The sequence below is a fragment of the Algiphilus sp. genome (assembly GCF_023145115.1).
Classification (GTDB): Bacteria; Pseudomonadota; Gammaproteobacteria; order Nevskiales; family Nevskiaceae; genus Algiphilus.
Map to the genome: position 1 here is coordinate 130,290 of NZ_JAGLEJ010000037.1, position 25,272 is coordinate 155,561.

Consider the following 25,272-nt stretch of genomic DNA (forward strand, 5'->3'; position numbering starts at 1 on the left):
GGGAGACAGACCATGGCGCGCCTGACAGGCCGTAATGCCCTGGTGACGGGAGGTGCACGGGGGCTGGGCGCCGCGCAGTGCCTGACCCTGGCGCGCGAGGGTGCGCGCGTGGCCGTCGCCGATGTCGATGTCGCTGCCGCCGAGGAGCTGGCGAACCGCATCAATGCCGACGACGGCCACGCCGTCGCGGTGGCGCTGGACGTGACCCAGGAAGCGCAGTGGGAGCGCGCCCTCGATGAAGCCGAGGGCGAGCTGGGCGCGCTCGACATCCTCGTCAACAACGCCGGCATCGCGGCGCTCGGCAACGCCGAGGACACCACCCTGGAGGACTGGCGCCGGGTGATGGCGGTCAACCTGGATGGCGTCTTCCTCGGCACCCGTGCCGGCATACGGCGCATGAAGACGCGTGGCGGCAGCATCGTCAACATCTCGTCGGTGAAGGGCATCGTCGCCGATACCTTCACCGCCGCCTACGACGCCGCCAAGGCCGGCGTGCGGAACTTCACCAAGTCGGCGGCGCTGCACTGCGCGTCGAGTGGCTACGGCATCCGCGTCAACAGCGTCCACCCGAGCTACATCATGACCGACATGGTCAAGGACGCCGCCAGCACGGTGCCGGACCCCGACGGCTTCCTCGCCATGGTGCTCGCCAAGCATCCCATGGGCCGGCTGTGCGAGCCGGAGGACGTCGCCAACGCCGTGCTGTTCCTGGCCTCGGAGGAGTCGCGGTACATCAACGGGTCGGAGATCGTTGTCGATGGGGGGTACACCGCGCAGTAGTGGTTGTGCCCGCCAGGCGCTTGCTGACGTCTGGGCGTTCGGCGCTTGGGGCTTCCCCGTTGGTCCCGTCCGTGCTCGCGGGTTCCGCGCCTCGTGACCTTGGCGCTTGAGTCTTCCTCGTTGACCCGGTTGCGCTCCAGGGTTCCGCGCCACGGAACTTCGGTGCTACCGAGTGATGCCGCTCGACCGGCGCGGGTTCCTTTGGTTACGGCCAAAGGAACCAAAGCCATGGTGCCGCACGGGTGGCCTGCCGCGCCGGAGGCGCGGCAGGTGCCCGGCCCGGGAGTCGTGCTCGGGGGCACGGGTGAACAGGACATCCCTGTCCTGGTCACCCTTGCTCGACGTCCTGTCTCGCAGCCCCACTGCGCGCGCCTCCCGGTCCGGCCACCCGTGAAGGCACCCCCCTGAACGGCTCGTCGCTTCGCGACATCGCGGCAATGGAGTGGTGCTACTTCTTGGCTTTGGCGATGTTGCGAAGCAACGAGCCGACCATGTCCCCCTTCAGGAGGCGCGGCGACTGGTGGTGCGCGCAGGGAGTCGGCCGGCCAAGGATGGCCGGCCGAGCCGCGGAGGACAGGATGTCCGTCCGCGGCGACCCCGGAGCGCGCCGCCAGTCGCCGGGACTCCGGCCCGCCCTCCGGGCGGGCCGGAGCGCCTTCTGCGGGGTGCGCTCTTTTGGCAACTTTTCTGTCGCAAAACAGAAAAGTGGCCCGCGCCGGTCGAGCGGCAACGCCCGGTAGCGCTTTCGCTCCGCGGCGCGGAACCCGCGAGCACGGACGGGACCAACGAGGAAACCGCACGTGCCGAGTTGCCAAGCACAGAATCTGCGCCGATACCGGCCCGCGGCCTCAAACCCGCTCGTACATCGTCACCACGCACGCTCCCCCCAACCCGAGGTTGTGCTGCAGGCCGATGCGGGCACCCGCTACCTGCCGCACGCCGGCGTTGCCGCGCAGCTGCTCGGTGAGTTCGAAGCACTGTGCGAGGCCGGTGGCGCCCAGGGGGTGGCCCTTGGACAGCAGCCCGCCGGACGGGTTGGTGACGACCTTGCCGCCGTAGGTGTTGTCGCCGTCCATGATGAAGCGCTCGGCGGTGCCGTCCGCGGTCAGCCGCAGCGCTTCGTAGCTGAGGAGCTCGTTGGTCGTGAAGCAGTCGTGCAGCTCGCAGACGTCGACGTCCTCCGGGCCGACGCCGGTGCTGTCGTACACCGCATCGGCCGCGGCGCGCGCGAGATCGCTGCCGATGAGCTTGATCATGGAGCGGTCGTCGAAGGTGGATGCGAAGTCGGTGGTCATGGCCTGGCCGCGGATGCGAACGGTCGAGTCGATGCCGTGGCGCCTGGCGAAGGCTTCGCTGACGAGGATGGCCGCGCCGGCGCCGCAGGTCGGCGGGCAGCACTGCAGGCGGGTGAGCGGGCCGAAGATCGGCGGTGATGCGAGCACCTCGTCGACCGTCACCGGCGCGCGGAAGATGGCGCGCTCGTTGTGCTCGGCGTGACGCCGGGCCTTCACCGAGATGCGCGCGAAGACCTCGGGCGCTGTGTCGTGCGCGTCGGCGTATTCGGCGCCGGCGCCGCCGAAGAGGTGCGGTGCCATGAAGGCATTGGGCGCCGGCTGCAGTTCCTGCGCGAGCTCGGTGAAGCGGTCGAGCGGGCCCGGGCGATCCTCCCACAGGGCGCGCAGCGCACCGGGCACCATCTGCTCGAAGCCGACGGCCAGCACGCAGTCGGCGACGCCGTGCGCGATCGCCTGGCGCGCGAGGTAGAGCGCGCTGGAGCCGGTGGCGCAGTTGTTGGTGACGTTGATGACCGGGATACCGCTCATGCCGACGCGGTAGAGGGCGCGCTGTCCACAGGTGCTGTCGCCGTAGACGTAGCCGGCGTAGGCCTGCCCGATGGCGCGGAAGTCGACCCCGGCATCGGCCAGCGCGTCGCGGACGGCCCGCTCGCCCATCAGGTCGTAGGGCGCGCTCGCGCCGGGCTTCACGAAGGGCGTCATCGCCACGCCCGCCACTACCACGTCGCTGCCCATCGCCGCGTCTCCTCTTTCATTGTCGGGCCCGGCAGCCTAATCTGGACGTGCAGCCGGCGCCCCCGCCCTTAGGAGTGGGGCGGGCATGCGGCAGCGGGGCGGAGACTCGCACGAGCAGACCGCGGAAAGCGGCCCCGCCCTTCGTTTCGAGGAGACAATCCGATGCTGGACACCGTGACCACCGTCAACCGCCAGTGGCACCTTGCGCGACGCCCCGAGGGCGTCTTCAGCGAGGCCGACTTCGTGCTGCGCGAGGCCGAAGTGCCGGAAACGCTCGCGGATGGCGAGCTGCTCATCCGCCTCGTCTATCTGTCCATGGATCCCACCAACCGGGTCTGGACGCGCGAGAAGTACACCTACATGGATCCGGTACCGGTGGATGGCGTCATGCGCGGCATCGCCATGGGCGAGGTGGTGCGCTCGCGCAACGCCGACTTCCCGGAGGGCGCAGTGGTCACCGGCGTTCTGGGCTGGGAGGACTATGCGGTCTCGGATGGCACCGGTCTGTCCATCGTGCAGCCGCAGGAGGGCGTGCCACTGCCCGCGCACTTCGCGCTGTTCGGTCACATCGGCATTCCGGCGCATGTCGGGCTTACCGAGATCGGGAAGCTCAAGGCCGGCGAGACGCTGGTGGTGTCCGCCGCGGCGGGCGCGGTCGGATCGCTGACCGTGCAGATCGGCAAGATCCTCGGCGCGCGCGTGGTCGCCATCGCCGGCAGCGACGAGAAGTGCCGCTACCTCAAGGAGACGCTCGGCGCCGACGCCACCATCAACTACAAGCGCGGCCCCATCGGCGAGGCCATGGCCGCCGCCTGTCCCGACGGCATCGATGTCTACTTCGACAACGTCGGCGGCGAGATGCTGGAAGCCGCGCTGGATCTCATCAACATGCACGCGCGCATCGTCATGTGCGGCGCCATCTCCATCTACAACAGCGACTGCGACGTGCCCGGGCCGCGCAACCTGTTCAATCTGCTGTTCAAGCGCGCGCGCATCGAGGGATTCGTGTGCTTCGACTACGCGGCGGATCCGGCGCTGTGGATGCGCGTGCACGAGGACATCGCGCGCTGGCATCGCGAAGGGCGTCTGACCTATCGGCTCGACATCGTCGAGGGCCTGGAGAACACGCCTGCCGCGGTCGCGCGCCTGTTCACCGGCGCCAATCAAGGGAAGCAGCTGGTGCGCGTTGCCGATGAGCCGGTGGCGGCCTGAATGCGCCGGCGGCGCGCCGCGGACCGGGCAGTCGTCGCGCTGATGCATCGGCGGGTGCCATGAGCGCGCCGCAGCGCCGCGGTCGGACATCGCGGGCGGCGGCGGCGCCGCCCGTCCCGCAGCGCGCCGCAGTCGACGTCGAGATCCCGCGTCGCGAGCTGCTCGACCGCATGCTGCAGCACGCCGCGACGCAGCTGCTGGTCGTGCAGGGGCCGGCCGGCTACGGCAAGACCGTGCTGCTGCGCCAGTACTGCGCGTCCCGCGGCGAACGCGGCGATGCGGTGGCGTGGGTGCGCGTCGAGCCGGGCACCACCGATGCGGCGCAGTTCCTGCACATGCTCTGCGATGCGGCACGCAGCCTCACCGGCCGCGCCGAGCGCAAGACGCGCGGCCGCGAAGCGCCGGCCCCGTCGATCCGCGACTTCGCCGACATCGTGGCGCGCGTGCGCAAGCCTGCGGTGCTGGTGGTCGACAATTTCGAGCAGGGGGCCAACGTCGAGTTCGGTCGCGTGCTCTCCCAGGTCATCCGGCTGCTGCCGCCTTCGCTGCAGCTCTGCATCGGTACCCGCGTCATGCCGGTGACCCGGCTCGCGCGCATGCGCGTGCAGGAGGAAAGCTTCCTGCTCGACGAGGCGGATCTGCGCTTCCAGCCCGCCGAGACGCACGAGTTCTTCCGCGACACCGGCAACCTGCCAGGCGAGGAGATCGACAAGCTGCATCAGCGCACCGACGGCTGGCCGGCCGCGCTGCAGTGCTTCCGGCTGTGCATTCAGCGCGGGCGCGTGCAGCGTAGCGCGGCCTATGCGGGCGAGGGCGTGACCCCGGAACTCATCGACTTTCTCGCCACCGACGTCTTCGAGGCGCTGGAGCCCGATCAGCAGCATTTCCTGCTGCAGGCGTGCGTGCCGGAGAAGATCAACCGCGCGCTGGTCGAGCGCATCACCGGGGTCGTCGACGGCGACCAGCGCATCCGCGAGATCGAGCGCGCCGGGCTGTTCCTGACGCCCATCGATCTCGAGCGCAACTGGTACCGCTTCCACAACCTGTTCCGGCAGTTCCTGCTGGCGCGCGTGCGCCGGCAGGTGTCGGCCGAATCCCTGCGCCAGCAGCACCAGCGCATCGCCGAGTGGTTCGCGCTCGCCGGCTATCGCGAGGAAGCCATCCAGCACTACATCGATGCCGGTGATGTCGATGCCGCCGTCACCCTGCTCGACGGCGCCATCGACCGGCTGGTAGCCGAGGAGCGCCTGGGGCTGATCGAGCGCATCGTCGAGCAGATTCCCGAGGAGGCGCTGCTGGACTACGAGCATGTCTTCGATGCCGCCGTCATTGCCTACGGTTTCCGGCGTCGCTTCGACAAGGCCAACCGCCTGCTGGCGATGCGCGATGCCGCGCAGCCGGACGATGGTCTCGACGAGCATGCGCGCGGTTTGCGCAACTACGTGCGCCTGTTCGTGCTGGTGGCCGAGGATCGCGTACAGGAACTGGGCGAGGTCGCCGAGGCGACCCGGGCGCAGCTCGACGAGCGCGACGGCTTCAAGTACGCGGTCACATTCAACGCGCGTGCCCTCGGGCTGATCGCCGATGCGCGCTTCGAGGAGGCGCGCGACCTGCTGCTGCAGGCCCGCCCGCTGCACGACCAGGACCGTCATCTCTTCGGTCAGGCCTACCAGGAAGCGCTCTACAGCATGGTGCTGAGCCAGCAGGGGCGGGTCACCGACGCCGTGCGCGGCCTGGAGGCGGCCCTGCGCCGCACCGAGGCCGGGGCGTCCGGATCGGCCGCCGCCGGCTCGGCGATCGCCGCCTACCTCGCCGAGGGCTTCTACGAGCAGAACCGCGTCTCCGAGGCCGAGGCGCTGGCGCATGACTACGCCCAGCTCGCCGAGCAGCAGGCCATCGTCGATGCCGAGGCGGTGATGTGCCAGACGCTGGCGCGCATCGCCTTCAACCGCGGCGACGAGGGCGAGGCCGAGGAGCTGCTCGACCGCGCCATGTACCTCGGCTACCGCCACAAGCTGGACCGCATCGTCCGCTACGCGCGCGCCGAGCTCGTCCGGCAGGCCACCCTCAAGGGTGATCTCGCCACCGCCGAGCAGCGCCTCGACCAGCTCTTTCCGGACGGCGCGGCGGCGCCGGACGACGCGCTGCTCTTCCACGCCGGCGAGTGCGAGGTGCATGCCATCACGCGCGCACGCTTCCTGATCGCGGCCGAACGCCACCGCGAGGCGCGCGCGCTCCTCAATGCGGAACTGCGCCGCGCGCGTGCGCAGCGACGGCAGCGGCGCGTGCTCAAGCTCAACCTCATGCTCGCGCTGGCGCTCAACGCGGACGGCGAGGTCAATGCGGCGCGCCGGGCGCTGATATCGGCACTGGAGATCGGCGGACCGGGCGGCTTCGTGCGCAGCTTCCTCGACGAGCGCCAGCCCGCGATCCGGCTGCTGCGCGAGACGCGCCAGTCGCTCGCGCATCTGCCCGACCTCCTCGAACGCGATGTGGTGAGCGGCCATCTCGACGACCTGCTGATCGCCGCCGGCGAGAGCGCGCCGGCGGAGTCGCGTGCACGCGCCGCCGCCGGAGAGGACGCCTTCTCCCCGGACCTGCTCGAGCAGCTCACCGAGCGCGAGCTCTACATCCTGCAGCACGTCTCCCGCGGGCTCTCGAACAAGGGGCTCGCCGAGCGGCTGTCGGTGTCGGTGAACACCGTCAAGTGGCATCTGCGCAACATCTTCGAGAAGCTGCGCATCAGCAATCGCGTGCAGGCGGTGGCGGTCGCTCGCCACTTCGGCCTGATCGACTGATCGACCCCACCCACCCGCCGCCGCCGGGTGGGGCGCGGGGTGCGGCGGGTCCGCGGCAGGGCCGCATTCCGCTTCATCAAGTGCTTCATAAACAGCGGCTTGTCGCTGTTCCGTCGCGTCTCGCGGGGTTGCCGCCGCTTCAATCCTTTCGGGTGGGGACGCTTCGCGGCGCCGGGCGCAATCTCGTCGAAAAGCTCGCTGCCGGTCGCGGCGGGCATATCGACGAGGAGACGCAAGTGGGACTACTGGTCAGCATTGACAACGGCGGCACATTGACCGACGTCTGTGCCACCGACGGCGCGCGCACCGTGCACGCCAAGACACTCACCACGCCGCACGATCTGACGGAGTGCTTCGTCAAGTGCCTGGAGAGCCTGTCCGAGAAGCTCTACGGCGAGGTCGACCTGCCGCGGCTGGTGACCGCCGCCGACTACATCCGCTACTCGACCACGCAGGGCACCAATGCGGTGGTCCAGCGCAAGGGGCCGAGCCTCGGCTGGATCGTTGACGATGCCGCGCTCATCGAGCGGGTCGCGAGCGCCGCACCGGAGCTGCACGAGACCTTCATCGGCGACCGTGCGCGCGTGGTGCCCGTCGACAGCGACGAGGCGGCGTACCGCAGCGCGCTCATCCGCGCCACCGCCGAGCTGGTGTCGGCCGGTGCCAACCGCATCGTCATCGGCTTCGCGGGCGATCACCCGGCGGATGCCGAGAAGGCCGCCAAGCGCATCCTGTACCGCGCCTTCCCCCGGCACCTGCTGGGCGCGGTACCGATGCTCTTCGCGACCGAGCTGTCGAAGCTCGGCACCGATGTGCAGCGGATCTGGGCGGCGCTGCTCAACAGCTTCCTGCATCCGGCGATGGAGGGTTTCCTCTACAACGCCGAGAACAAGCTGCGCGAGCACCGCGCGCGCAAGCCCCTTCTGATATTCGCCAACGACGGCAACTCGACGCGCGTGGCCAAGACCATCGCCATCAAGACCTACTCCTCTGGCCCGCAGGGCGGGGTCGTGGGCGGCGAGGTGCTGCTGGGCCACTACGGCCGCAGCTCGGCGGTGTCCATCGACATCGGCGGCACCACCACCGACGTCGCGCTCTTCAAGCAGGGGCGCGCCGAGGTGCAGCCCAGCGGCGAGATCGCCGGCGCGCCGGTACCGATTCCGCTGGCCGAGATGAAGAGCATCGGTGCCGGTGGCGGTTCCATCATCCGCGCCGTCGAAGGCCGCATCGCGGTCGGGCCGGAGAGCGTCGGCTCGGCGCCCGGACCGGCCTGCTTCGGGCGCGGCGGCACCGAGGCCACCATCACCGACGCGCTGCTGCTGCAGGGCATCCTCGATCCGGAGTCCTACTTCGGCGGGCGCCTCAAGCTCGACCGCGACCGTGCCGAGGCGGCGGTCATGCGCAACGTTGCCGAACCGCTGGGCCTGTCGCTGGACGAGGCCCTCGACGCCATGTCGGACGCCTATCACCGCAAGGTGGCCGATGCGTTGCCCACCGGCGGCGACACGGTCGAGCTGCTCATGGCCTTCGGCGGCGCCGGTCCGATGAGCGCCTGCGGTGTGGCTGAGCTGGCCGGCATCGACGAGATCCTGGTGCCGCGCTATGCGGCCGTCTTCTGCGCCTACGGCATCACCTTCAGCGACATCCAGCACAGCTATGTCGGACGGGTCGGCGGCGGCAGCGAAGCGGACCTCGCGCAGGTGCGCGAAGCGCTCGACGAACAGGCGCGCCGCGGCATGCTCGCCGAGGGCTTCCCCATCGAGAGCTGCACGCGCGACTACCACCTGCTCGAGCGCGACGGTGATGCCTATCACCGCTCCGAGCTCAACGGCGCGACGGCGGTCAATGGCGCCGAGTCCTGGGTGGAGCTTCGCGCCACCAGGCAGATCGACAAGATCGCACTGCCGGCCGGTGCCACGGAAGAGACGCGGCAGGCCGAGCCGGACGGCGTGCGCAAGGGGCGCCAGACCCTGCCGCTCTACCGCCTCGAATCGCTGCAGCCGGGCGACTGGGCCGACGGCCCGTGCCTGGTCGAGGAGGCCTTCTTCACCGCCCACGTGCGACCGGGGTGGCGCTTCGTCGTCAGCCCCGCCGGCGATGCGTTCATGCGTCGCCAGACCCGATAGACAGGAGACCACCATGAAGGTATTCATCACCGCTGCGCTGGCCATCGACCTGGACAGCGAGCGCTGGCACTGCACCCGCTGCGACGGCGCCCTGGGCAACGCCCGCGAGAACTACAAGAAGGGGCTGCTGGTCGCCGACCGCGATCCCTCCGAGGTGCATGCGCCGATCCTCGACGCGGCGCGCTACGAGCACACCTTCGCGCCGGATCCTAACTGGTGCCGCATCGTCGAGTACTGCTGCCCGCACTGCGGCCTGCTCGCGGAGGTCGAGTACCTGCCCCCGGGGCATCCGCTGACCCACGACCTCGAGCTCGACATCGATGCGCTCAAGGCGCAGTGGGCCGAGCGCGAGGCGCCGACGGCGCCGGTCCTCGGGCCCGACTTCGTCGCCCCGCCCGTTCACCAGCACTGAGTCCGGAGGTCATCCGCATGCGTCGTGTATCCGTGGATATCGGCGGTACCTTCACCGACTGCTCGCTGGTCTGGGACGGCCAGTACGTCGAGGCGAAGGCGCTCACCACCCATCACAACCTCTCGCTCGGCTTCAATCAGTCGCTGAGCAACGCCTACGAGCAGATCGGGTTGTCGCTCCAGGACGTCATGGAGAGCGTCGACTCGGTGCGCTACGCCACCACGCTCGGCACCAACGCGCTGATCGAGCGCAAGGGCCCGCGCGTCGGCGTCATCATCACCGCGGGCTACGAGAGCATCATCCCGCTGTCGCGCGGTCGCGGCTACGGCGAGGGACTTCCCGAGCGGCTGCAGCGCGACCTGCCCATGGCCGAGCGGCCGGAGCCGCTGGTGCCCATCCGGATGATCGCGGGGCTGCGCGAGCGCATCGGCGAGAAGGGCACCGTGCTGCTGCCCATCGACCCCGAGGACGTGCGCGCGCAGGTGCGCCGCCTGGTCGACAACGGCGTGCAGGCATTCGTGGTGTCGCTGCTCAATGCCGTGGTCAACCCCGAGCACGAGCGCATCGTCGAGGAGATCATCCGCGAGGAGTTCCCCGAGCACATGCTGGGCTCGGCGCCCATCGTGCTGTCGCACCTGGTCGGCGGCCGCAAGGGCGAGTACGCGCGCACCTCGTCGTGCATTCTCGACGCCTTCCTGCACCAGGTCATGTACCACGGCCTGTCGACGCTGGAGCGCAATCTGCGCGACAACGGCTACACCAAGCCCATGCTGGTGATCCACAACTCCGGCGGCATGGCGCAGCTCAACTCCACCGATGCGCTGCAGACCATCCATTCCGGTCCGGTGGCCGGCATCTACGCCTCCGAGCATCTCGCCGAGCAGGCCGATCTCGGCAACATCGTCTGCACCGACATGGGGGGCACCTCCTTCGACATCGGGCTGGTGGTCAAGGGCGGCGTCAAGTTCTACGACTTCAACCCCACCATCGACCGCTGGCTGGTCAACATCCCGATGGTGCATCTGGTGACGCTGGGCGCCGGCGGCGGCTCGATCGCGCGCTTCGACCGGCTGCGCCAGGCGGTGGCGGTGGGCCCGGAGAGCGCCGGCTCCGACCCCGGCCCGGCCTGCTACGACTTCGGCGGCCGCCACGCCACCGTCACCGATTCCGATCTGGTGCTCGGCTATCTGCTCGCCGATCAGTACGCCAACGGTCGCATCACGCTCTCCGACAAGCGCGCCCGGCGCGCCATCGACAAGGCGGTCGGCGAGCCCATGGGCATGGATACCGTGCAGGCGGCGCTGGCCATCCGCGAGAAGGTCGACAACGACATGGCCAACGGCATCGCCCAGGAGCTGCGCTCGCGCGGCTACGAGCCGAGCGCCTTCACCATCCTCGCCTACGGCGGCAACGGGCCCATGCACGGCTGCGGCATCGCCCGCGTGCTGGGTGTGCAACGCATCCTCATCCCGCCCTTCTCCTCGATCTTCTCGGCGGTGGGCGCCGGGAACATGGACCAGATGCACATCCACGAGAAGTCGGTCTACCTGTCGCTCTACGATTCCAACACCCGCGAGCTGTTCTCGGACTTCGAGAGCCTCAACGCGCTGGTCGCCGAGCTCGAGGCCAGGGGGCGCGAGGATCTGCTGCGCCAGGGCGTGGCGCCGGAGTGCATCCATCATCGGCTCGAGCTCGACATGCGCTACGGCAATCAGCTGGCGCAGACCGCCGTCATCTCCGGCAAGACGCGGCTGGAGTCGGACAGCGATCTCATCGAGCTGATGGAGACCTTCTCGCACGACTACGGCCATCGCTACGGCGAGGGCAGCCAGGCGCCCGAGGCCGGCATCCGGGTCAATACCGTGCGCGTGGCGTCGTACTCGCAGATGCCGACCCTGGATCTGCACCAGGTGCTGGCGAAGGACAGCGAGATCGGCACCCCGAACGAGCCCTTCCTGCGGCGCGACTGCCACTTCGTCGACGTCGACGGGCCGGTCGAGACGGCCTTCTATCAGCTCGAGGATCAGTCCATCGGCGCGCGCATCGCCGGGCCGGCGGTGGTGCTGTCCCCGGCCACCACCTTCCTCGTCGAGCCGGGCTGGCATCTGACCATCGGCCGCTACGGCAGCGGGCTGCTCGAGCGCAGCGACGCGACCCCATCCCATTAGGAGACACCCCATGCCAGACGACAAGAAAGCCCTCGGCGGCACCGAGGCCGTCGATGCCTTCCTCAAGGGCGCCAGCCTCTTCCTCAAGCCCGACCCGGAGATCATGGAGTACCACGGTCTCGAGCCGCGCACGGACTTCGAGGACCAGTGCATGGCGAAGGAGAACGACCCGCACCGCCTGGAGATCGTGCGCGAGCGCCTGCAGGCCGGCATCAACGAGAGCTTCGACATGCTCGAGGGCATGGGCGCGGCGCCCGGCGCCAAGTGGGGCGACTGCTGCTCTGCCGCCTACACCGCCAGCGGTGACCTCAGCGTGGCCAGCTCCGGCGGCGTGGTGATCTTCTGCAACCTGGTGCAGTACCCCATCAAGTTCTGCAACAAGTACTGGGCCGACGAGCCCACGGTGGGCATCAACGAGGGCGATGCCTTCCTGGTCAACGACTGCCGCTACGGGCAGGCGCACAGCACCGACCAGTCGCTGTTCATGCCGGTGTTCCACGACGGTCGCATCATCGCCTGGGCCGGCGCCACCGTGCACGAGGGCGAGAACGGTGCCATCGAGCCCGGCGGCATGCCGGGTACCGCCGAGCAGGTCTGGGACGAGGGCCTGCGCATGCCACCCTTCAAGGTGGTCGAGAACTACCGCCTGCGGCGCGACATCGTGACCTTCCTGCAGAACTCGGTGCGCGAGCCCAAGCTGCAGTACTCCGACATGAAGGTGAAGCTCTACGTGTGCTGCCGCGTCGCGCAGCGCATCAAGGAGGCGGTGGCCGAGTACGGCGTCGAGGCGGTGGTGGCGTGCCTGCGCAACAACCTCGAGGCCACCGACAAGGAAGTGCGCCGCCGCCTGCGCGAGTGGCCGGACGGCACCGCGCGCCATGCCTGGTTCACCGACCACACGCTGCGCGAGCATGCCCAGATCAAGATCAATCTGGAGCTCACCAAGAAGGGCGACGAGCTGACCTTCGACTTCCGCGGCTCGTCACCGGAGTTCACCAACCGCGCCATCAACAGCCTCGACATCACCAACAAGGGGATGCTCTCGCAGCTGTTCCTGACCTTCATCTGGCCGGACATCCCGCGCAACCAGGGCGTGCTGGCGCCGGTGAACTTCATCTTCGACCCGGGCTCGGTGCTCAAGCCCACCGAGCTCACACCCAGCTCGCAGACCATGATGACGCTGTTCACGGCGTGGAGCTGCGGGCAGGTGTGCGCAATGAAGCTGCTCTACAGCAACCCGCACAAGTACACCCGCGTGGTGGCGCCCTGGTTCAACATGATCAACACCTTCATGTTCGGCGGCCTCACCCAGCACGGCGAGATGGTCGGCAACGTCTGCGCCGACATCAACGGCATGGGCGGCGGCGCCCTCGCCGACCGCGACGGCCAGCACTCCATCGCGCCGATCTTCGCGACCATGGCCGACCTCGCCGAACAGGAGTTCATGGAGGAGGAGATGCCCTTCGTGCAGCTCGTCTCCAAGAAGCTCATGCGTGACAACCAGGGCTTCGGCCGGCATCGCGGCGGCATGGGCTACCAGATGATCCTGGCGATGACCGACAGTCCGATGTGGGGATTCATGCTCACCGCCATCGGTTCCAAGTTTCCCAACGTGCCGGGCCTGTTCGGCGGTTACGGCTGTCCGACCTACCCGCTGGCGCGCATCTCGGGCGTCGACGTCTTCGAGACCTTCAAGAGCGATCCGGGCGCCTTCCGCTACAGCATCGAAGAGCTCATGAACGAGCGCCCCTTCCCCGATGCCCGCTACAGCACGCACCCCATGGCGCTGCCCTTCGCGCCCGCCGAGCGCGGCGAGCTCTACATGATCGCGCAGGGCAGCGGCGGCGGCTTCGGCGATCCGCTGGAGCGCGACCCGGCCGACGTGCTGAGCGATCTCGACGACGACCTCATCTCCGATGACGTCGCCTGGCGCGTCTACCGCGTGGTGGTCGACGCCGAGACGCGCGCAATCGACGACAAGGCCACTGCCGAGGCCCGCGACGCCGAGCGTGCCGCGCGCATCGAGCGCGGTCGTCCCTATGCCGAGTTCGAGAAGGCCTGGACGCGCCCGGGGCCCAGTGGCGAGGTGCCCTACTACGGCAGCTGGGACGACAGGACGCGCGTCTATGCGGGTGATCCGTCGCAGACGCATCCGGCGGGCGCGGTCAATCCGCCGCTGATCATGCCGCACCCGATGCAGGTCGAGATCGAGCGCCTCAGGGCCGAGCTCGCCGACTGCCGGGCGGCGCAGGGCAACGCGCGGTGAGCGCGCTGCCGCCGCTGTGGCTGGACGCGCACGACCTCGGCGTGCGCATTCTGCGCAACGGCGACGACCCGTGGCTGACGCCGGGCGAGTTCGGGCTCTTCCAGCGCGAGCTCGCCGGCTGGCTCGGACTCGACCTGGTCGATCTCGGACTGGGCCCGGCGCTGGAGATGGCGCGGCAGGACGCGGGCGAGGCGCCGGCCGACGGCGGTGACATCGAGGACCTGCTCGACGGTCGTGCCCTGCAGGCGCGCATCGTCGAAGCCGTCACGGCGGTCTCCGGCGCCCTGCCGGGCCGGCCGGTGGTCCTCCGCCTGCCGGGGCCGGCGGCCCTGGCACGGGCGTGGCTCGGCGACGACGCCGACGACGACGCCATCGACGACACCGCCATGGCCCTGGCCGGACTGGCACGCGCCGTCTTCCGGCCGGGCCTCGCCAGCATCGCCGTCGAGGAGACCGACGCCGCCGGCCTTGCCGCGCTGCAGCCGCTGATCAACCTGGCGCGCCACTACGAGACGCCGCTGGTGCTGATACTCCACGGTGCCGATGCGCCGGCCGACGGTTTCGCGCAGGTCTATCGCCCGCAGCCGGCGGACGGCGACGGCGCCATCGTGCCCGCCGCGTTCTGGCAGGGCGACGGTGCCGCGCCGGCAGCGGGCAACCGATTCGGCCGCGTACCGCCGGACCTGCATCCGGACGCGGTGCTCGCCGGGATTGCGCGGCTGCGCTGACGCGCGGGTAGCCCCGGGGCCGCGCTATGGTGCGGTCGCGCGGACCGCCGTCGCGGCCCGCACTGTACGGGAGACAAGCCGATGGTTACCGACACCTCCGCGCCGGCCGCGCCGATCCGCGCCGCGGCCGTCCAGCTCGAGGCCGAGGTCGGCGATGTCGCCACCAATCTCGCGCGCATCGAGCGCCTGGTCGACGACGCCGCGGCCGCGGGCGCCCGCCTGATCGCGGTGCCGGAGTTCTGCACCTCGCGCCTGCCCTTCGACGTGCGTGCCCACGATGCCACCCTGCCGCCGGACAACATCGCGCTGGACTGCTTCCAGCGCCTGGCGGCGCGGCACCACTGCTGGATCGGCGGTTCGATGCTGATCGCCGAGAACGGCGCCATCGCCAATCGCTATCACCTGGTCGAGCCCGACGGCACGGTGCACCGGCACGACAAGGATCTCCCCACCATGTGGGAGAACGCCTTCTACGGGCCGGGCCATGACGACGGCGTCTTCGACACCGCGCTGGGCGGTGTCGGCGCGGCGGTGTGCTGGGAGCTCATTCGCACGCAGACCGTGCGCCGCATGCGCGGCCGCGTCGGGCTGGCGATGACCGGCACGCACTGGTGGACCATGCCGTCGAACTGGGGCACGGCGGTGGCGCGCGGGCTCGCCGCCATCGGGCAGTACAACCGCTATCTCTCCGAGAACGCGCCCGCCGAGTTCGCCCGGCGCCTGGGGGCACCGGTGCTGCAGGCCTCGCACTGCGGCCGCTTCCGCACCGGCTTCCTGCTGATGCCCGGACTGGATCGCGCCCCGCCCTACGACACCGAGTTCGTGGGCTGCACGCAGATCGTCGACGCCGAGGGCCGCGTGCTCGCCCAGCGCCGCACCGAAGAAGGGCCGGGCTTCGTGGTCGCCGATGTCACGCCGGGCGCACGCGAGCCGGTGCAGCCGCTCGAGGACCGCTTCTGGATTCCCGAACTGCCGCTGTTCCTGCGTGCCTACTGGCACCACCAGAACCTCTGCGCCCGGCGCTACTACCGCAGCCGTGGGCGGGCCGCCGGGCTCGCCGCCGCCGAGCGCCACGCCGCGGACCGACGCTGACCCGAGGCGTCAGGCGGTCTGCGCTTCGGGCACTTCGTAGGCGTCCTGGCGGGCGACGAAATCCTCGAACCAGGCCAGCGCATCGGGATTGGCCATGGCATCGCGGCTGGCGACCCTCTCCGCGGGCTTGCCCATCAGGATCTTGCGCACCGGCACCTCCATCTTCTTGCCGGTCAGCGTGTAGGGCACGGCCGGGATCGCGTGGATGGCGTCCGGCACGTGACGCGGCGAGTAGCGCGAGCGCAGCGCCTGCCGGATCTCCTCGCGCAGCGCATCGTCCAGCGGGCGGTCGTCGGCGGTGACCACGAACAGCGGCATGTAGAAGCCGCCGTCGGCGAGGTTGAGGTTGACGATGATGCTGTCCTGCACGGACTCGATCGCCTCGATGACGCGATAGACCTCGGCGGTGCCGATGCGCACGCCGTGGCGGTTGAGGGTGGAGTCCGATCGGCCGAGGATCATGCAGCCGCCGCGCTGGTTCACCTTGAAGTAGTCGCCGTGGCGCCACTTGCCGGGATAGACATCGAAGTACGAGTCGAAGTAGCGGCTGCCGTCGGCATCGCCCCAGAAGTAGAGCGGCATCGAGGGCATGGGCTGGCAGACCACCAGCTCGCCGACCTTGTCGACGAGCTCGTTGCCGTCGTCATCGAGGGCGCGCACGTCGACGCCGAGCAGGCGCGTCTGGATCTCGCCGGCGTGCACCGGCAGCAGCGGCGAGCCCCCGACGAAGCCGGTGGCGACGTCGGTGCCGCCGCTCTGCGAGGTCACCCAGATGTCGCGATGGATATGGTCGTAGCACCACTGCATCTGCTCGGGCATGACCGGCGCGCCGCCGAGCAGGATGCTGTTCAGGCGGGACAGGTCGTAGGTCGTGCCGGGCTCGATGCCGAGCTTCATCTGCTGGCTCAGCCAGGCCGGGCTGGCACCGAACAGCGTCATGCCGGTGTCCTGTGCGAGTTTCCAGAGCGCGTCCGGCTCCGGGTGCATGGGGTGGCCGTCGTACATGATGATGGCCGCGCCCGCGATCAGGCCCGAGAACAGGATGTTCCACATCACCCAGCCGGTGGTCGTGAAGTAGAACATGCACGACTGCGGGCCGAGGTTGAGATGGAAGTGCGTGAACTTGAGCGCTTCCAGCAGGATGCCGCCGTGACCGTGCACGAAGGGCTTGGGCAGGCCGGTGGTGCCGGAGGAGTACACCACCCAGAGCGGATCGCTGAAGGCGGTATCGGCGAAGCGGAAATCGGCCTCGGCGATATCGGGGCCTTCGAGCAGCGACGACCAGGTGCGGTGCGGCTGGGCCAGCGGCGCGGCGTCGACGCTGCAGGGCAGGTGCACCACCGTCTCCAGCGAGTCCAGCGCGCCGATCATGTCGGCCACCGGCTCGCGGCGGTCGAAGAACTTGCCGCCGAAGGTGTAGCCGTCGGTGGCGAAGAGCAGCCGGGGGCGGATCTGGCTGAAGCGGTCGATCACGCTGGCGGCGCCGAAGTCCGGCGAGCAGCTCGACCACACCGCGCCGATGGCGGTGGTGGCGAGAAAGGCGACCAGCGACTCCGGCGTGTTCGGGACGTAGGCCGCGACGCGGTCGCCGGGACCGATGCCGAGCTCGCGCAGGGTGGTGGCCAGCCGGCGTACCTGGCGGCGCAGTTCGCCGCGCGTGATCGTGCGCAGCGGCGCGGTCTCGCCGCAGGCATGCACGGCGATGTCGCGGTCCGGGCCGGGGGCCAGCAGATGCGCGGCATAGTTCACGCGCGCACCGGCGAACCACTCGGCGCCGGGCATGCTCCGGCTGCTGAGCACCTTCTCCACGGGGGTGGGGCTGTGGATCCCGAAGTAGTCCCAGACGGACTGCCAGAAGGCCTCGATCTCGGTGCGCGACCACTCCCAGAGGGCGTCGTAGTCGGCGAAGTCGCGGCCGCGCTCGCGGCGCAGCCAGTCCATGTAGCGCGTGAGATTGGCCGTCTCACGCAGCTCGGGGGAAGGCTCCCAGAGCCGGTCACCTGCTTGGATCATGCCGCGGTCTCCTGCGCGTGTCGTGATGCGCGCCCGGGGGCGCGTGTTTCGACGAACGCTAGCAGTGGCGCCGCGGCGCCGGCCCACCCTTATTGGCGGGCCGGCAGCGGGGACATCAGTCGCCGTAGCTCAGGCAGATCTTGCCGAAGTGCTTCTGCGATTCCTGGTGGCGGAAGGCGTCGGCGATGTCGGCCAGCGGGAAGCGGCTGTCGATCACCGGACGGATGTCCATGGTGTCGAGGCCGCGCACCATCGCTTCCTGCTGTTCGCGGCTGCCCACCGTGATGCCGTGCAGGCGGATCTGCTTGATCACCAGCCCACCGGTGGGCACTTCCGCCGACATGCCGGTGAGCACGCCGATGAAGGCGACGTGGCCGCCGGTGCGGCAGGCCTCGATGGACTGGCCCAGCGTCGCGCCGCCGCCCACCTCGACGACGTGATCGACCCCGCCGCGCGGACACAGTGCGGCCGCCGCCTTGCCCCATTCGGGGGTCGCGCGGTAGTTGATGCAGTGGTCCGCGCCCAGCGCGCGCAGCCGCTCGAGCTTTTCGTCCGACGACGAGGTCGCGATGACCGTGGCGCCGGCGGCCTTGGCCATCTGCAGCGCGAACACCGAGACGCCGCCGCTGCCCTGCACCAGCACGGTCTCGCCGGGCTGCAGCTGGCCCTCGACGAAGAGCGCACGCCAGGCGGTCAGTCCGGCGCACGGCAGGGTGGCCGCTTCCTCGAAGGAGTAGCGCTCGGGGATGGCGGTGAACGCGGTCTCCGGGCCGCAGACATACTCGGAGGCATAGCCTTCGGCTGTGTCGCCCGGGATGTGCGACCAGCACTTCGCGAGACTGGGCTCGCCACCCAGCCAGCGCGGGAAGAAGGTGCCCATGACGCGGTCGCCGACGGCGAACGCCGTCACCGCATCGCCCACGGCGGTGACCTCGCCGGAGACGTCCGACATCGGGATGCGGCCGTCCGGCACCGGCGTCGCGCCGGACACCACCAGATAGTCATGGAAGTTGAGCGAGCTCGCGGCAGCGCGCACGAGAATGTCGTTCGGCCCCGGGCTGGGCGTGTCGGTGTCGACCAGCTCGAGGTTGTCGAGGCCGGCCGGTGACTGGATGCGGATCGCTTTCATGGGAATCGGAGCGCCTTGCAGTGGGATGAGTGGGGATGCGGTGCCGGGCGGCTAGCCGGCGGTGCCGCCGTTGTCGACGGGCAGGGCCACGCCGTTGATGAAGCTCGCGGCATCCGAGGCCAGGAAGACGGCGGCGTCCGCCACCTCGCGCGGCTCGCCGAGCCGGCCCTGGCGGGGGATGATGACATCCGATACCGGGATGCCGTAGTCCTTCTCGTAGCGTTCGATGAAGCGATCGCCCATCTCGGTGCCGATGACCATCGGGCACAGCGCGTTGACGCGCACGCCGGCCTCCTTGAATTCCTGCGCCAGCGCCTTGGTCATCTGCACCACCGCGCCCTTGGACGCGCAGTACAGCGACAGCAGTGGCATGCCGATGATGCCGGCCGCCGATGCCAGGTTGATGATGTTGCCCTTCGAGGCGGTCAGGTGCGGGGCGGCGTGCTTGCAGCCCAGGAACACGCCCTTGACGTTGATCGCCATGAGGTTGTCCCACTCCGCCTCGGTCAGATCGGTCACCGGCTTGATGATCTCGATGCCGGCGTTGTTGATCAGGCAGTCGATGCCGCCCATGTCCGCGGCCGCCTGCTCGACCATCGCCGCCACGTCCTGCTCGCGGGTGACGTCGGCGGTGTTGGCGTAGGCGGTGCCGCCCTTGTCCGCGATCTCCTTGACCACCTTGGCGGCGGCGTCGCCGCTGAGATCGCTGACCATGATGACGGCGCCCTGTGCGGCGAATGCCAGCGCCATTTCGCGGCCGAGTCCGGCCCCGGCACCCGTGATCAGGGTGCGCTTGCCCTTGAGCTGCATGGTGTCTCCTCGTTGTGTTCGTCGTTCGGGCCGGAGCCCCGCACTATCCATAGCGCGTCTCGTTCGCCGGAGCACCACCCCACCGGGTAGCGTTCGGTCAAATTATAGGACAATATTGCCCTATAAAAGTGGAAGCACATTCACGGCCGCGCGGTGCGGCGGTCCGGACGAGGAGACGATGGCATGACGCGACTGGCAGACAAGGTGGCAGTGATCACGGGCGCGAGCTCGGGCATCGGGCGGGCCTGCATGGTGCGGTTCGCGCGCGAGGGGGCCCGGGTGGTGGGCTGCTCGCGCACCCAGTCCCGGCTCGACGAGGCGCTCGCCGAGGTCACGGCGGCCGGTGGCACCGGCATGGCAGTGGCCGCCGACGTCGGTACCGAGGACGGGGCGGCGCGGCTGATCGAGGCCGCCATCGCCGCCTACGGCCGCATCGACATCCTGGTGAATGCCGCCGGCGTGGGCTATTCGCTGAGCGCCACCAATCCCGGCGCCATGGGCGATATCGTCGAGGCGAGGCCCGAGCAGTGGCGCGAGGTCATGGGCATCGACCTCGATTCCTGTTATCTGACGTCGCGGCTGGCGGTTCCGCACATGCGGACCCAGGGTGGTGGTGCCATCGTCCACGTGTCGTCGATCCTGGGGCTCACCGGCCACCCCGATGCGCACGCCTATACCTCGGCCAAGGGGGCACTCATCAATCTCACGCGCTCGATGTGCGCGGCCTATACCAAGGACGGCATCCGGACCAACTGCGTCGCGCCGGGCTTCATCGACACCCCCATGATCGCCAGTCACATCTCGGCCTTCGAGGACGAGGCGGTGGCGGACCGGCTGTGTCCGATGCACCGTGCCGGCACCCCGGAGGAGGTCGCCAACGGCTGCCTGTTCCTGGTGTCCGACGAGGCCAGCTACTGCAACGGCACAACGCTGGTGCTCGACGGCGGCAGCATGGCGCGGCTGTGAGCCGAATCGGGCGACAATCCGCGCATGAGCTCGCGCACCGATAGCGGACCCCGCGGCAGTTCGCCGGACGGCGTCGTCGACGCCATCCTGCAGCGCATTGCCGCCGGCCGGCTGGTGCCGGGTCAGCGCCTGGTCGAGGCCGACCTGACGCGTCAGCTTCAGGTCAGTCGCGGCCCGGTGCGCGAGGCCTTCAAGCGGCTCGCTGCCGAGGGCATCATCACGCTGTCGCGGCACCGGGGTGCCTGCGTGCGGGCATTCTCGCGCCAGGCGGTGGACGACGTGCTGCGCGTTACCGAGGCGCTCTCGGCGCTCGCGTCGCGGCTGGCGGCGCGGCGCATCGACGAGGGCGATCACCGCGCCCAGCTTGAGGAGGCCTTCCGCGTCCTCATGGCGTGCAGCGGCCAGACCGACTCGCAGGCCTACCAGGAGGCGCGCGGCCGCTTCTACGACACCCTCATCCGCATCAGCGGCAATCGCGAGATCCATCGCGTCATGCCGCGGACGCAGGTGGTGCTGCTGCGGCTGCAGTTCCAGGCCTATCTCAGCGGCGCGCAGCGCGAGGCCCATTTCGCGGACTACCGCGCGATGACCGAAGCGGTGCTCGCCGGCGACGCCGAGCGCGCCGAGCATGCCACGGCCGACCATATCCGCCGTCGGCGCGAGAACCTCACCCGGCTGCCGCGCGAGGCCTACGCCAGCGACGACGAATGAGCGCGGTCAGAGTCGCTCGATGAGCGTGGCGTTGGCCATGCCGCCGGACTCGCACATGGTCTGCACGCCGAAGCGACCGTCGCAGGCTTCCAGCGCCGCCAGCAGGTTCGCGGTCAGGCGCACGCCGGAGGCCCCCACCGGGTGCCCCAGCGCGATGGCGCCGCCGAGCACGTTGACCCGCTCCGGGTCCACGTTCATCGCGCGCTGCCAATCGAGGACCACCGACGCGAAGGCTTCGTTGACCTCGAAGCGGTCGATCTGCCCGGCGTTCAGCCCGCCGCGCTCCAGCAGTCCGCGCGTGGCCGGGATGACGCCGGTGAGCATCATGATGGGATCGTCGCCGACGACGCGGAAGTGGGTCACCGCTGCGCGCGCGCGCAGGCCCATCCGCGCCGCGGTACCGGCCTCGGCGAGCAGGATGGCGCCGGCGCCGTCGCTGATCTGGCTGCTGTTGCCGGCCGTGACGCGCCAGTCGATCTCGGGAAAGCGCTGCGCCAGGCGGTCGTCGCGAAAGGCCGGTGAGAGCGCGCCCAGCCTGGCGGCATCGGTGTCGCGGCGCAGGCCCTCGTCGTGCGTCACGGTGCCGCCGCCGGCCGCGATCGGCAGCACCGCGTCGCGGAGCAGGCCGTCGTCCTCGGCGGCGGCGGCGCGCCGGTGCGAGCGCAGCGCATAGGCATCGAGCTGCTCGCGCGACAGCCCGCCGCGCGCCGCGATCCGCTCGGCGGCGATGCCCTGGTGCACCAGACCGCCCGGATAGCGCGCATGCACGCTCGGGCCGAGCGCGTCGCGGTCGAGCCGGTTGGCACGCGCCGGGACCCGGCTCATCATCTCCACGCCGCCGGCGATCACGATGTCGGCAGCGCCGGCGATGATGGCCTGCGCGCCGAAGTCCATCGCCTGCTGCGCCGAGCCGCACTTGCGGTCCAGGGTGACCGCCGGTACCGATTCCGGCAGGCCCGCCGCGAGCACGGCGTGGCGGCCGATGTTGCCGGCCTGCTCGCCGGCCTGGGTGACACAGCCGGTGATGACGTCGTCGATGCACGCCGGGTCGATCCGGTTGCGCGCCACCAGTGCCGCCAGCACCGCGGCGTAGAGATCCACCGGATGCATCGCGGCCAGCGCGCCGTCCGGGCGCCCGCGCCCGAAGGGCGTACGCAGCGCGTCGACGATGACCGCCCGTCGCACGGGATCAGCCGCGCGCGCCGCGCAGCGTCAGCGACAGCGCTTCCGAACGCAGCTGCACGAGCGGCGTGCTGGCGGTGCGGATCAGGCGGGCGACTTCCTCCAGCGCCGCCGACGACATCAGCGGAAAGTCGCGCTTCACCGGGCCGGCCGCGCGCATGCGCTCGAGATCGGCCTGCGGCACCAGCGCGCGGAGGATCAGCTCGTCGTCGTCGTCGGTGCCATAGCGCCGCCGCAGCTCGGCGATGTCCGGCTGCTCGGGTGGCGCGCCCGCGACCGTCTTCGCGCGCGGAGTGCTCATGATGCGGTCGAGCACATCGGGATCGATGGGAGCCACCGGCTCGCCGTAGAAGCCGGCGGCGTACTGCACCACCTCGTCCGGCACGATGCGGTAGCGCTCGCCGTTGACGACATTGAGCACCGCCTGGGTGCCGACCAGCTGCGAGAACGGCGTTGCCATGCCGGGGTAGCCGAGCTCGCGGCGCACCGCCGCGGTCTCGCGCAGCACCGCGTCGAGCCGGTCGATCATGTCGTACTGGGTGAGCTGCGCCTTGAGCGTGCCCACCATGCCGCCCGGCACCTGGTGCTCGATGGAGAGCGCGTCGTATTCGCTGTGCTGGTGCACCGGGAAACCGGCGGCGCGGCCGACGCGTTCGAAGTGCTCGGCCACCGGCGGCAGCAGCGAGGTGTCGAGATCGTGGCTGTGGCCCAGCGTCTCGAGGTTCTTGACCATGATCTCGGTGGACGGCACCGAAGGGCCGTTGGCCATCGGCCGGCTGGCGGTGTGCAGGATCTCGACACCCAGGTCGATGGCGTCGAGATAGGCGCGCGCGGACATGCCGAGCAGGTTGTTGGAATGGAACTCGATGGGCTTGCCGCGCGCCTTCTCCCGGATCGCCGGAATCAGCGTCGCGAGCCGGTCGCGCTCGAGCACGCCGGCGGTGTCGTAGAGCAGCAGGGTATCGATGTCGTCGCAGGCCGAGAGCTTGTCCGCCTTGTCGGCGTAGTAGGCATCGGTGTGCACCGGGCTCAGCGTGAACATGATGGCCCCCGCCACCTCGGAGCCGTATTCCTTGGCCACGCCGGCGAGGCGGTGCATCTTGTCGATGTTGAACAGCACGTCGTAGATCCAGAACGAGCGGCAGCCGTGCGCATTGAGCTGCCGCATCCAGGCATCCATGAGCGCGTCCGGCGTCACGCCGAAGGTCACCGAGGCGTTGGCGCGCATGCCGCCGCGGATGCGGGTGCGCGGCATCGAGGCGGTGAGCAGATCGAGCCCCTCCCACGGGTTCTCGCGGCAGTGGCGGATGAGCACTTCGAACATCGACGACCCGGTGAGATCGATGACGCGGAAGCCGCTGCGATCGAGCACCGGCGACACCGGCAGCGCCATCCCCGCCTGCATGCGCATGCCCCACAGGCTCTGCTGCCCGTCGCGCAGCGTCTCGTCCACGAACTGGATGTGTGCCATCGGCTCAGGCCTCCTCGGTGGCGCGGGCCGCTTCGGGCAGCAGGATCTGCTCCAGCCAGCGCGTGTGAATGCGGTTGTCGGCAAAGTCGGGATGCGCCGCGATGCGGGCGTGCAGCGGCAGCGTGGTGGCGACGCCCTCGAGCCGGAAGTCGTCCAGCGCCGCGCGCAGACGCGCGACTGCCTCCCGCCGGTCGCGGCCGTGGACGACGAGCTTCCCGATCATGCTGTCGTAGAAGGGCGGCACCATGGCGCCGCCGCGGCAGTGCGTGTCCAGCCGGATGCCCGCTCCCGACGGCGGCGCCCAGGTGGTGATGCGCCCGGGCGCCGGCCGGAAGTCGGCGTCCGGATCCTCGGCGTTGATGCGCACCTCGATGGCGTGCCCGTCGATCGCGATATCGGACTGGCGCAGCGGCAGGATCTCGCCGCCGGCGATGCGCAGCTGGCAGGCGACCAGATCGCGGCCGGTGACCATCTCGGTGACCGGATGCTCGACCTGGATGCGGGCGTTGACCTCGATGAAGTGGAAGTCCTGGCGCTCGACGTCGTAGAGGAACTCCACCGTGCCGGCGTTGCGGTAGCGCAGGCCGGCGGCGAGCTGGACCGCGGCCTCGTGCAGGCGCGCGCGCACGGCCTCCGGCATCACCGCGCACGGTGCCTCCTCGACCAGCTTCTGGTAGCGCCGCTGCACCGAGCAGTCGCGCTCGCCGAAGTGCAGCACGCCACCTTCGCCGTCGCCGAGGATCTGCACCTCGACGTGGCGCGCGGTCTCGATGAAGCGCTCCAGGTAGAGCGTGCCGTCGCCGAAGGCGGCCTGGGCTTCCTGGGCGGCGCGCTCGAAGCCGGTGCGGACCGCCGCGGCGTCGCGCGCCATCACCATGCCGCGGCCGCCGCCTCCGGCCGAGGCCTTCATCACCACCGGATAGCCCAGCGTCGCGGCCTCGCGCACGGCCGACTCCGCATCGGCGACATGCGCCGAGCCGGGCACCAGCGGCACGCCGTTGCGCTGCGCGATGGCGCGCGCCGAGAGCTTGTCGCCCAGCTGTTCGATGGTCTCGGCGCGCGGCCCCACGAAGACGATGCCGTTGTCCTCGCACAGCCTCGCCAGTCCGGCGCGTTCGGACAGGAAGCCGTAGCCGGGGTGCAGCGCGTCGCATCCCGTCGCCAGCGCGGCGTGCACCACCAGCTTCTCGTCGAGATAGCTGCGCGCCGCCGCCGCCGGGCCCAGCGTGACGCAGCGGTCGGCGAGCTCGGCCCCCAGGCTGTCGCGGTCGGCCGCCGAGCAGCCCAGCACCGTCTCGATGCCGAGGGCGCGCGCGGCGTGGATGATGCGCACCGCGATCTCGCCGCGATTGGCCACGAACAGGCGGCGAAGCGCCAT

18 protein-coding genes are annotated in these 25,272 nt (G+C 70.1%); 11 read left to right on the forward strand and 7 right to left on the reverse strand.

The annotated features are described in order from the left end of the window. Nucleotides 1–12 precede the first annotated feature (12 nt). Nucleotides 13–780, forward strand: coding sequence for a glucose 1-dehydrogenase (locus tag KAH28_RS12480; protein ID WP_290577087.1), 768 nt, complete (start codon nucleotides 13–15; stop codon nucleotides 778–780). 848 nt (nucleotides 781–1,628) lie between these two features. Here KAH28_RS12480 and KAH28_RS12485 read toward each other — a convergent pair. Then, nucleotides 1,629–2,810 carry a lipid-transfer protein gene (locus KAH28_RS12485; protein WP_290577089.1) on the reverse strand — a complete coding sequence of 394 codons (1,182 nt, stop codon included), beginning with the start codon at nucleotides 2,808–2,810 and terminating at the stop codon, nucleotides 1,629–1,631. Nucleotides 2,811–2,972: 162 nt separating this feature from the next. Between KAH28_RS12485 and KAH28_RS12490 the strand changes: the two genes are divergently transcribed. The 8 genes from KAH28_RS12490 to KAH28_RS12525 all read left to right on the forward strand — a co-directional run bounded on the left by KAH28_RS12490 (nucleotide 2,973) and on the right by KAH28_RS12525 (nucleotide 15,612). Continuing rightward, complete coding sequence (locus tag KAH28_RS12490) at nucleotides 2,973–4,022, forward strand: NADP-dependent oxidoreductase (RefSeq protein ID WP_290577091.1); 1,050 nt, start codon at nucleotides 2,973–2,975, stop codon at nucleotides 4,020–4,022. Between the two features lie 59 nt (nucleotides 4,023–4,081). Then, entirely contained in the window at nucleotides 4,082–6,820 is a 2,739-nt protein-coding gene (locus KAH28_RS12495; RefSeq protein WP_290577093.1) for a LuxR C-terminal-related transcriptional regulator, read from the forward strand. Nucleotides 6,821–7,056: 236 nt separating this feature from the next. After that, the gene (locus KAH28_RS12500) at nucleotides 7,057–8,946 is read left to right on the forward strand and encodes a hydantoinase/oxoprolinase family protein (protein WP_290577094.1); all 1,890 of its coding nucleotides are present in this window, start codon (nucleotides 7,057–7,059) and stop codon (nucleotides 8,944–8,946) included. 13 nt (nucleotides 8,947–8,959) lie between these two features. Beyond that, nucleotides 8,960–9,358, forward strand: coding sequence for an acetone carboxylase subunit gamma (locus KAH28_RS12505; RefSeq protein WP_290577096.1), 399 nt, complete (start codon nucleotides 8,960–8,962; stop codon nucleotides 9,356–9,358). Between the two features lie 17 nt (nucleotides 9,359–9,375). Continuing rightward, on the forward strand, nucleotides 9,376–11,526 hold the full coding sequence (locus KAH28_RS12510) for a hydantoinase/oxoprolinase family protein (protein ID WP_290577098.1): 2,151 nt from the start codon (nucleotides 9,376–9,378) through the stop codon (nucleotides 11,524–11,526). Between the two features lie 10 nt (nucleotides 11,527–11,536). Continuing rightward, a complete protein-coding gene (locus KAH28_RS12515; RefSeq protein WP_290577100.1) occupies nucleotides 11,537–13,792 on the forward strand; it encodes a hydantoinase B/oxoprolinase family protein in 2,256 nt (751 codons plus the stop codon). Beyond that, nucleotides 13,789–14,520: a hypothetical protein gene (locus KAH28_RS12520; protein WP_290577102.1), complete on the forward strand. Its 732-nt coding sequence runs from the start codon at nucleotides 13,789–13,791 to the stop codon at nucleotides 14,518–14,520. Before KAH28_RS12515 ends, KAH28_RS12520 begins: the two co-directional genes overlap by 4 nt. 81 nt (nucleotides 14,521–14,601) lie before the next feature. Beyond that, nucleotides 14,602–15,612: a carbon-nitrogen hydrolase family protein gene (locus KAH28_RS12525; RefSeq protein ID WP_290577104.1), complete on the forward strand. Its 1,011-nt coding sequence runs from the start codon at nucleotides 14,602–14,604 to the stop codon at nucleotides 15,610–15,612. 9 nt (nucleotides 15,613–15,621) lie between these two features. Here the strand turns inward: KAH28_RS12525 and KAH28_RS12530 are convergent, their stop codons facing one another. The 3 genes from KAH28_RS12530 to KAH28_RS12540 form a co-directional block, all read right to left on the reverse strand. After that, the gene (locus tag KAH28_RS12530) at nucleotides 15,622–17,625 is read right to left on the reverse strand and encodes an acetoacetate--CoA ligase (RefSeq protein ID WP_290577106.1); all 2,004 of its coding nucleotides are present in this window, start codon (nucleotides 17,623–17,625) and stop codon (nucleotides 15,622–15,624) included. A 115-nt stretch (nucleotides 17,626–17,740) separates the two neighbouring features. Beyond that, a complete protein-coding gene (locus KAH28_RS12535; RefSeq protein WP_290577108.1) occupies nucleotides 17,741–18,754 on the reverse strand; it encodes an NAD(P)-dependent alcohol dehydrogenase in 1,014 nt (337 codons plus the stop codon). A 51-nt stretch (nucleotides 18,755–18,805) separates the two neighbouring features. Continuing rightward, nucleotides 18,806–19,564, reverse strand: coding sequence for a glucose 1-dehydrogenase (locus KAH28_RS12540; protein WP_290577110.1), 759 nt, complete (start codon nucleotides 19,562–19,564; stop codon nucleotides 18,806–18,808). A gap of 183 nt (nucleotides 19,565–19,747) precedes the next feature. Here KAH28_RS12540 and KAH28_RS12545 point away from each other — a divergent pair, with 183 nt between their 5' ends. Together KAH28_RS12545 and KAH28_RS12550 are read left to right on the forward strand one after the other, a co-directional pair. Next, nucleotides 19,748–20,530, forward strand: a complete 783-nt coding sequence (locus KAH28_RS12545; protein ID WP_290577112.1) for an SDR family oxidoreductase — start codon at nucleotides 19,748–19,750, stop codon at nucleotides 20,528–20,530. 24 nt (nucleotides 20,531–20,554) lie between these two features. Then, entirely contained in the window at nucleotides 20,555–21,241 is a 687-nt protein-coding gene (locus KAH28_RS12550; protein WP_290577114.1) for a GntR family transcriptional regulator, read from the forward strand. Between the two features lie 6 nt (nucleotides 21,242–21,247). On the opposite strand, the gene KAH28_RS12555 is transcribed toward KAH28_RS12550, so the two are convergent. From KAH28_RS12555 to KAH28_RS12565, 3 genes are read right to left on the reverse strand one after another with little or no spacing between them, the layout of a single operon-like run. Then, a complete protein-coding gene (locus tag KAH28_RS12555) occupies nucleotides 21,248–22,426 on the reverse strand; it encodes a thiolase family protein (protein ID WP_290577116.1) in 1,179 nt (392 codons plus the stop codon). A gap of 4 nt (nucleotides 22,427–22,430) precedes the next feature. Then, nucleotides 22,431–23,894, reverse strand: a complete 1,464-nt coding sequence (locus KAH28_RS12560) for a hypothetical protein (RefSeq protein WP_290577118.1) — start codon at nucleotides 23,892–23,894, stop codon at nucleotides 22,431–22,433. 4 nt (nucleotides 23,895–23,898) lie between these two features. Next, nucleotides 23,899–25,272, reverse strand: a complete 1,374-nt coding sequence (locus KAH28_RS12565; RefSeq protein WP_290577120.1) for an acetyl-CoA carboxylase biotin carboxylase subunit — start codon at nucleotides 25,270–25,272, stop codon at nucleotides 23,899–23,901.

What these genes read in the sequence shown, in the direction of transcription:
- KAH28_RS12540 (WP_290577110.1), bottom strand. Translation starts at nt 19,564, where the DNA reads ATGCAGCTCAAGGGCAAGCGCACCCTGATCACGGGTGCCGGGGCCGGA.
- KAH28_RS12525 (WP_290577104.1), top strand. Translation starts at nt 14,602, where the DNA reads ATGGTTACCGACACCTCCGCGCCGGCCGCGCCGATCCGCGCCGCGGCC.
- KAH28_RS12510 (WP_290577098.1), top strand. Translation starts at nt 9,376, where the DNA reads ATGCGTCGTGTATCCGTGGATATCGGCGGTACCTTCACCGACTGCTCG.
- KAH28_RS12490 (WP_290577091.1), top strand. Translation starts at nt 2,973, where the DNA reads ATGCTGGACACCGTGACCACCGTCAACCGCCAGTGGCACCTTGCGCGA.
- KAH28_RS12495 (WP_290577093.1), top strand. Translation starts at nt 4,082, where the DNA reads ATGAGCGCGCCGCAGCGCCGCGGTCGGACATCGCGGGCGGCGGCGGCG.
- KAH28_RS12560 (WP_290577118.1), bottom strand. Translation starts at nt 23,894, where the DNA reads ATGGCACACATCCAGTTCGTGGACGAGACGCTGCGCGACGGGCAGCAG.
- KAH28_RS12480 (WP_290577087.1), top strand. Translation starts at nt 13, where the DNA reads ATGGCGCGCCTGACAGGCCGTAATGCCCTGGTGACGGGAGGTGCACGG.
- KAH28_RS12565 (WP_290577120.1), bottom strand. Translation starts at nt 25,272, where the DNA reads ATGGCGCTTCGCCGCCTGTTCGTGGCCAATCGCGGCGAGATCGCGGTG.
- KAH28_RS12515 (WP_290577100.1), top strand. Translation starts at nt 11,537, where the DNA reads ATGCCAGACGACAAGAAAGCCCTCGGCGGCACCGAGGCCGTCGATGCC.
- KAH28_RS12535 (WP_290577108.1), bottom strand. Translation starts at nt 18,754, where the DNA reads ATGAAAGCGATCCGCATCCAGTCACCGGCCGGCCTCGACAACCTCGAG.
- KAH28_RS12485 (WP_290577089.1), bottom strand. Translation starts at nt 2,810, where the DNA reads ATGGGCAGCGACGTGGTAGTGGCGGGCGTGGCGATGACGCCCTTCGTG.
- KAH28_RS12550 (WP_290577114.1), top strand. Translation starts at nt 20,555, where the DNA reads ATGAGCTCGCGCACCGATAGCGGACCCCGCGGCAGTTCGCCGGACGGC.
- KAH28_RS12505 (WP_290577096.1), top strand. Translation starts at nt 8,960, where the DNA reads ATGAAGGTATTCATCACCGCTGCGCTGGCCATCGACCTGGACAGCGAG.
- KAH28_RS12530 (WP_290577106.1), bottom strand. Translation starts at nt 17,625, where the DNA reads ATGATCCAAGCAGGTGACCGGCTCTGGGAGCCTTCCCCCGAGCTGCGT.
- KAH28_RS12545 (WP_290577112.1), top strand. Translation starts at nt 19,748, where the DNA reads ATGACGCGACTGGCAGACAAGGTGGCAGTGATCACGGGCGCGAGCTCG.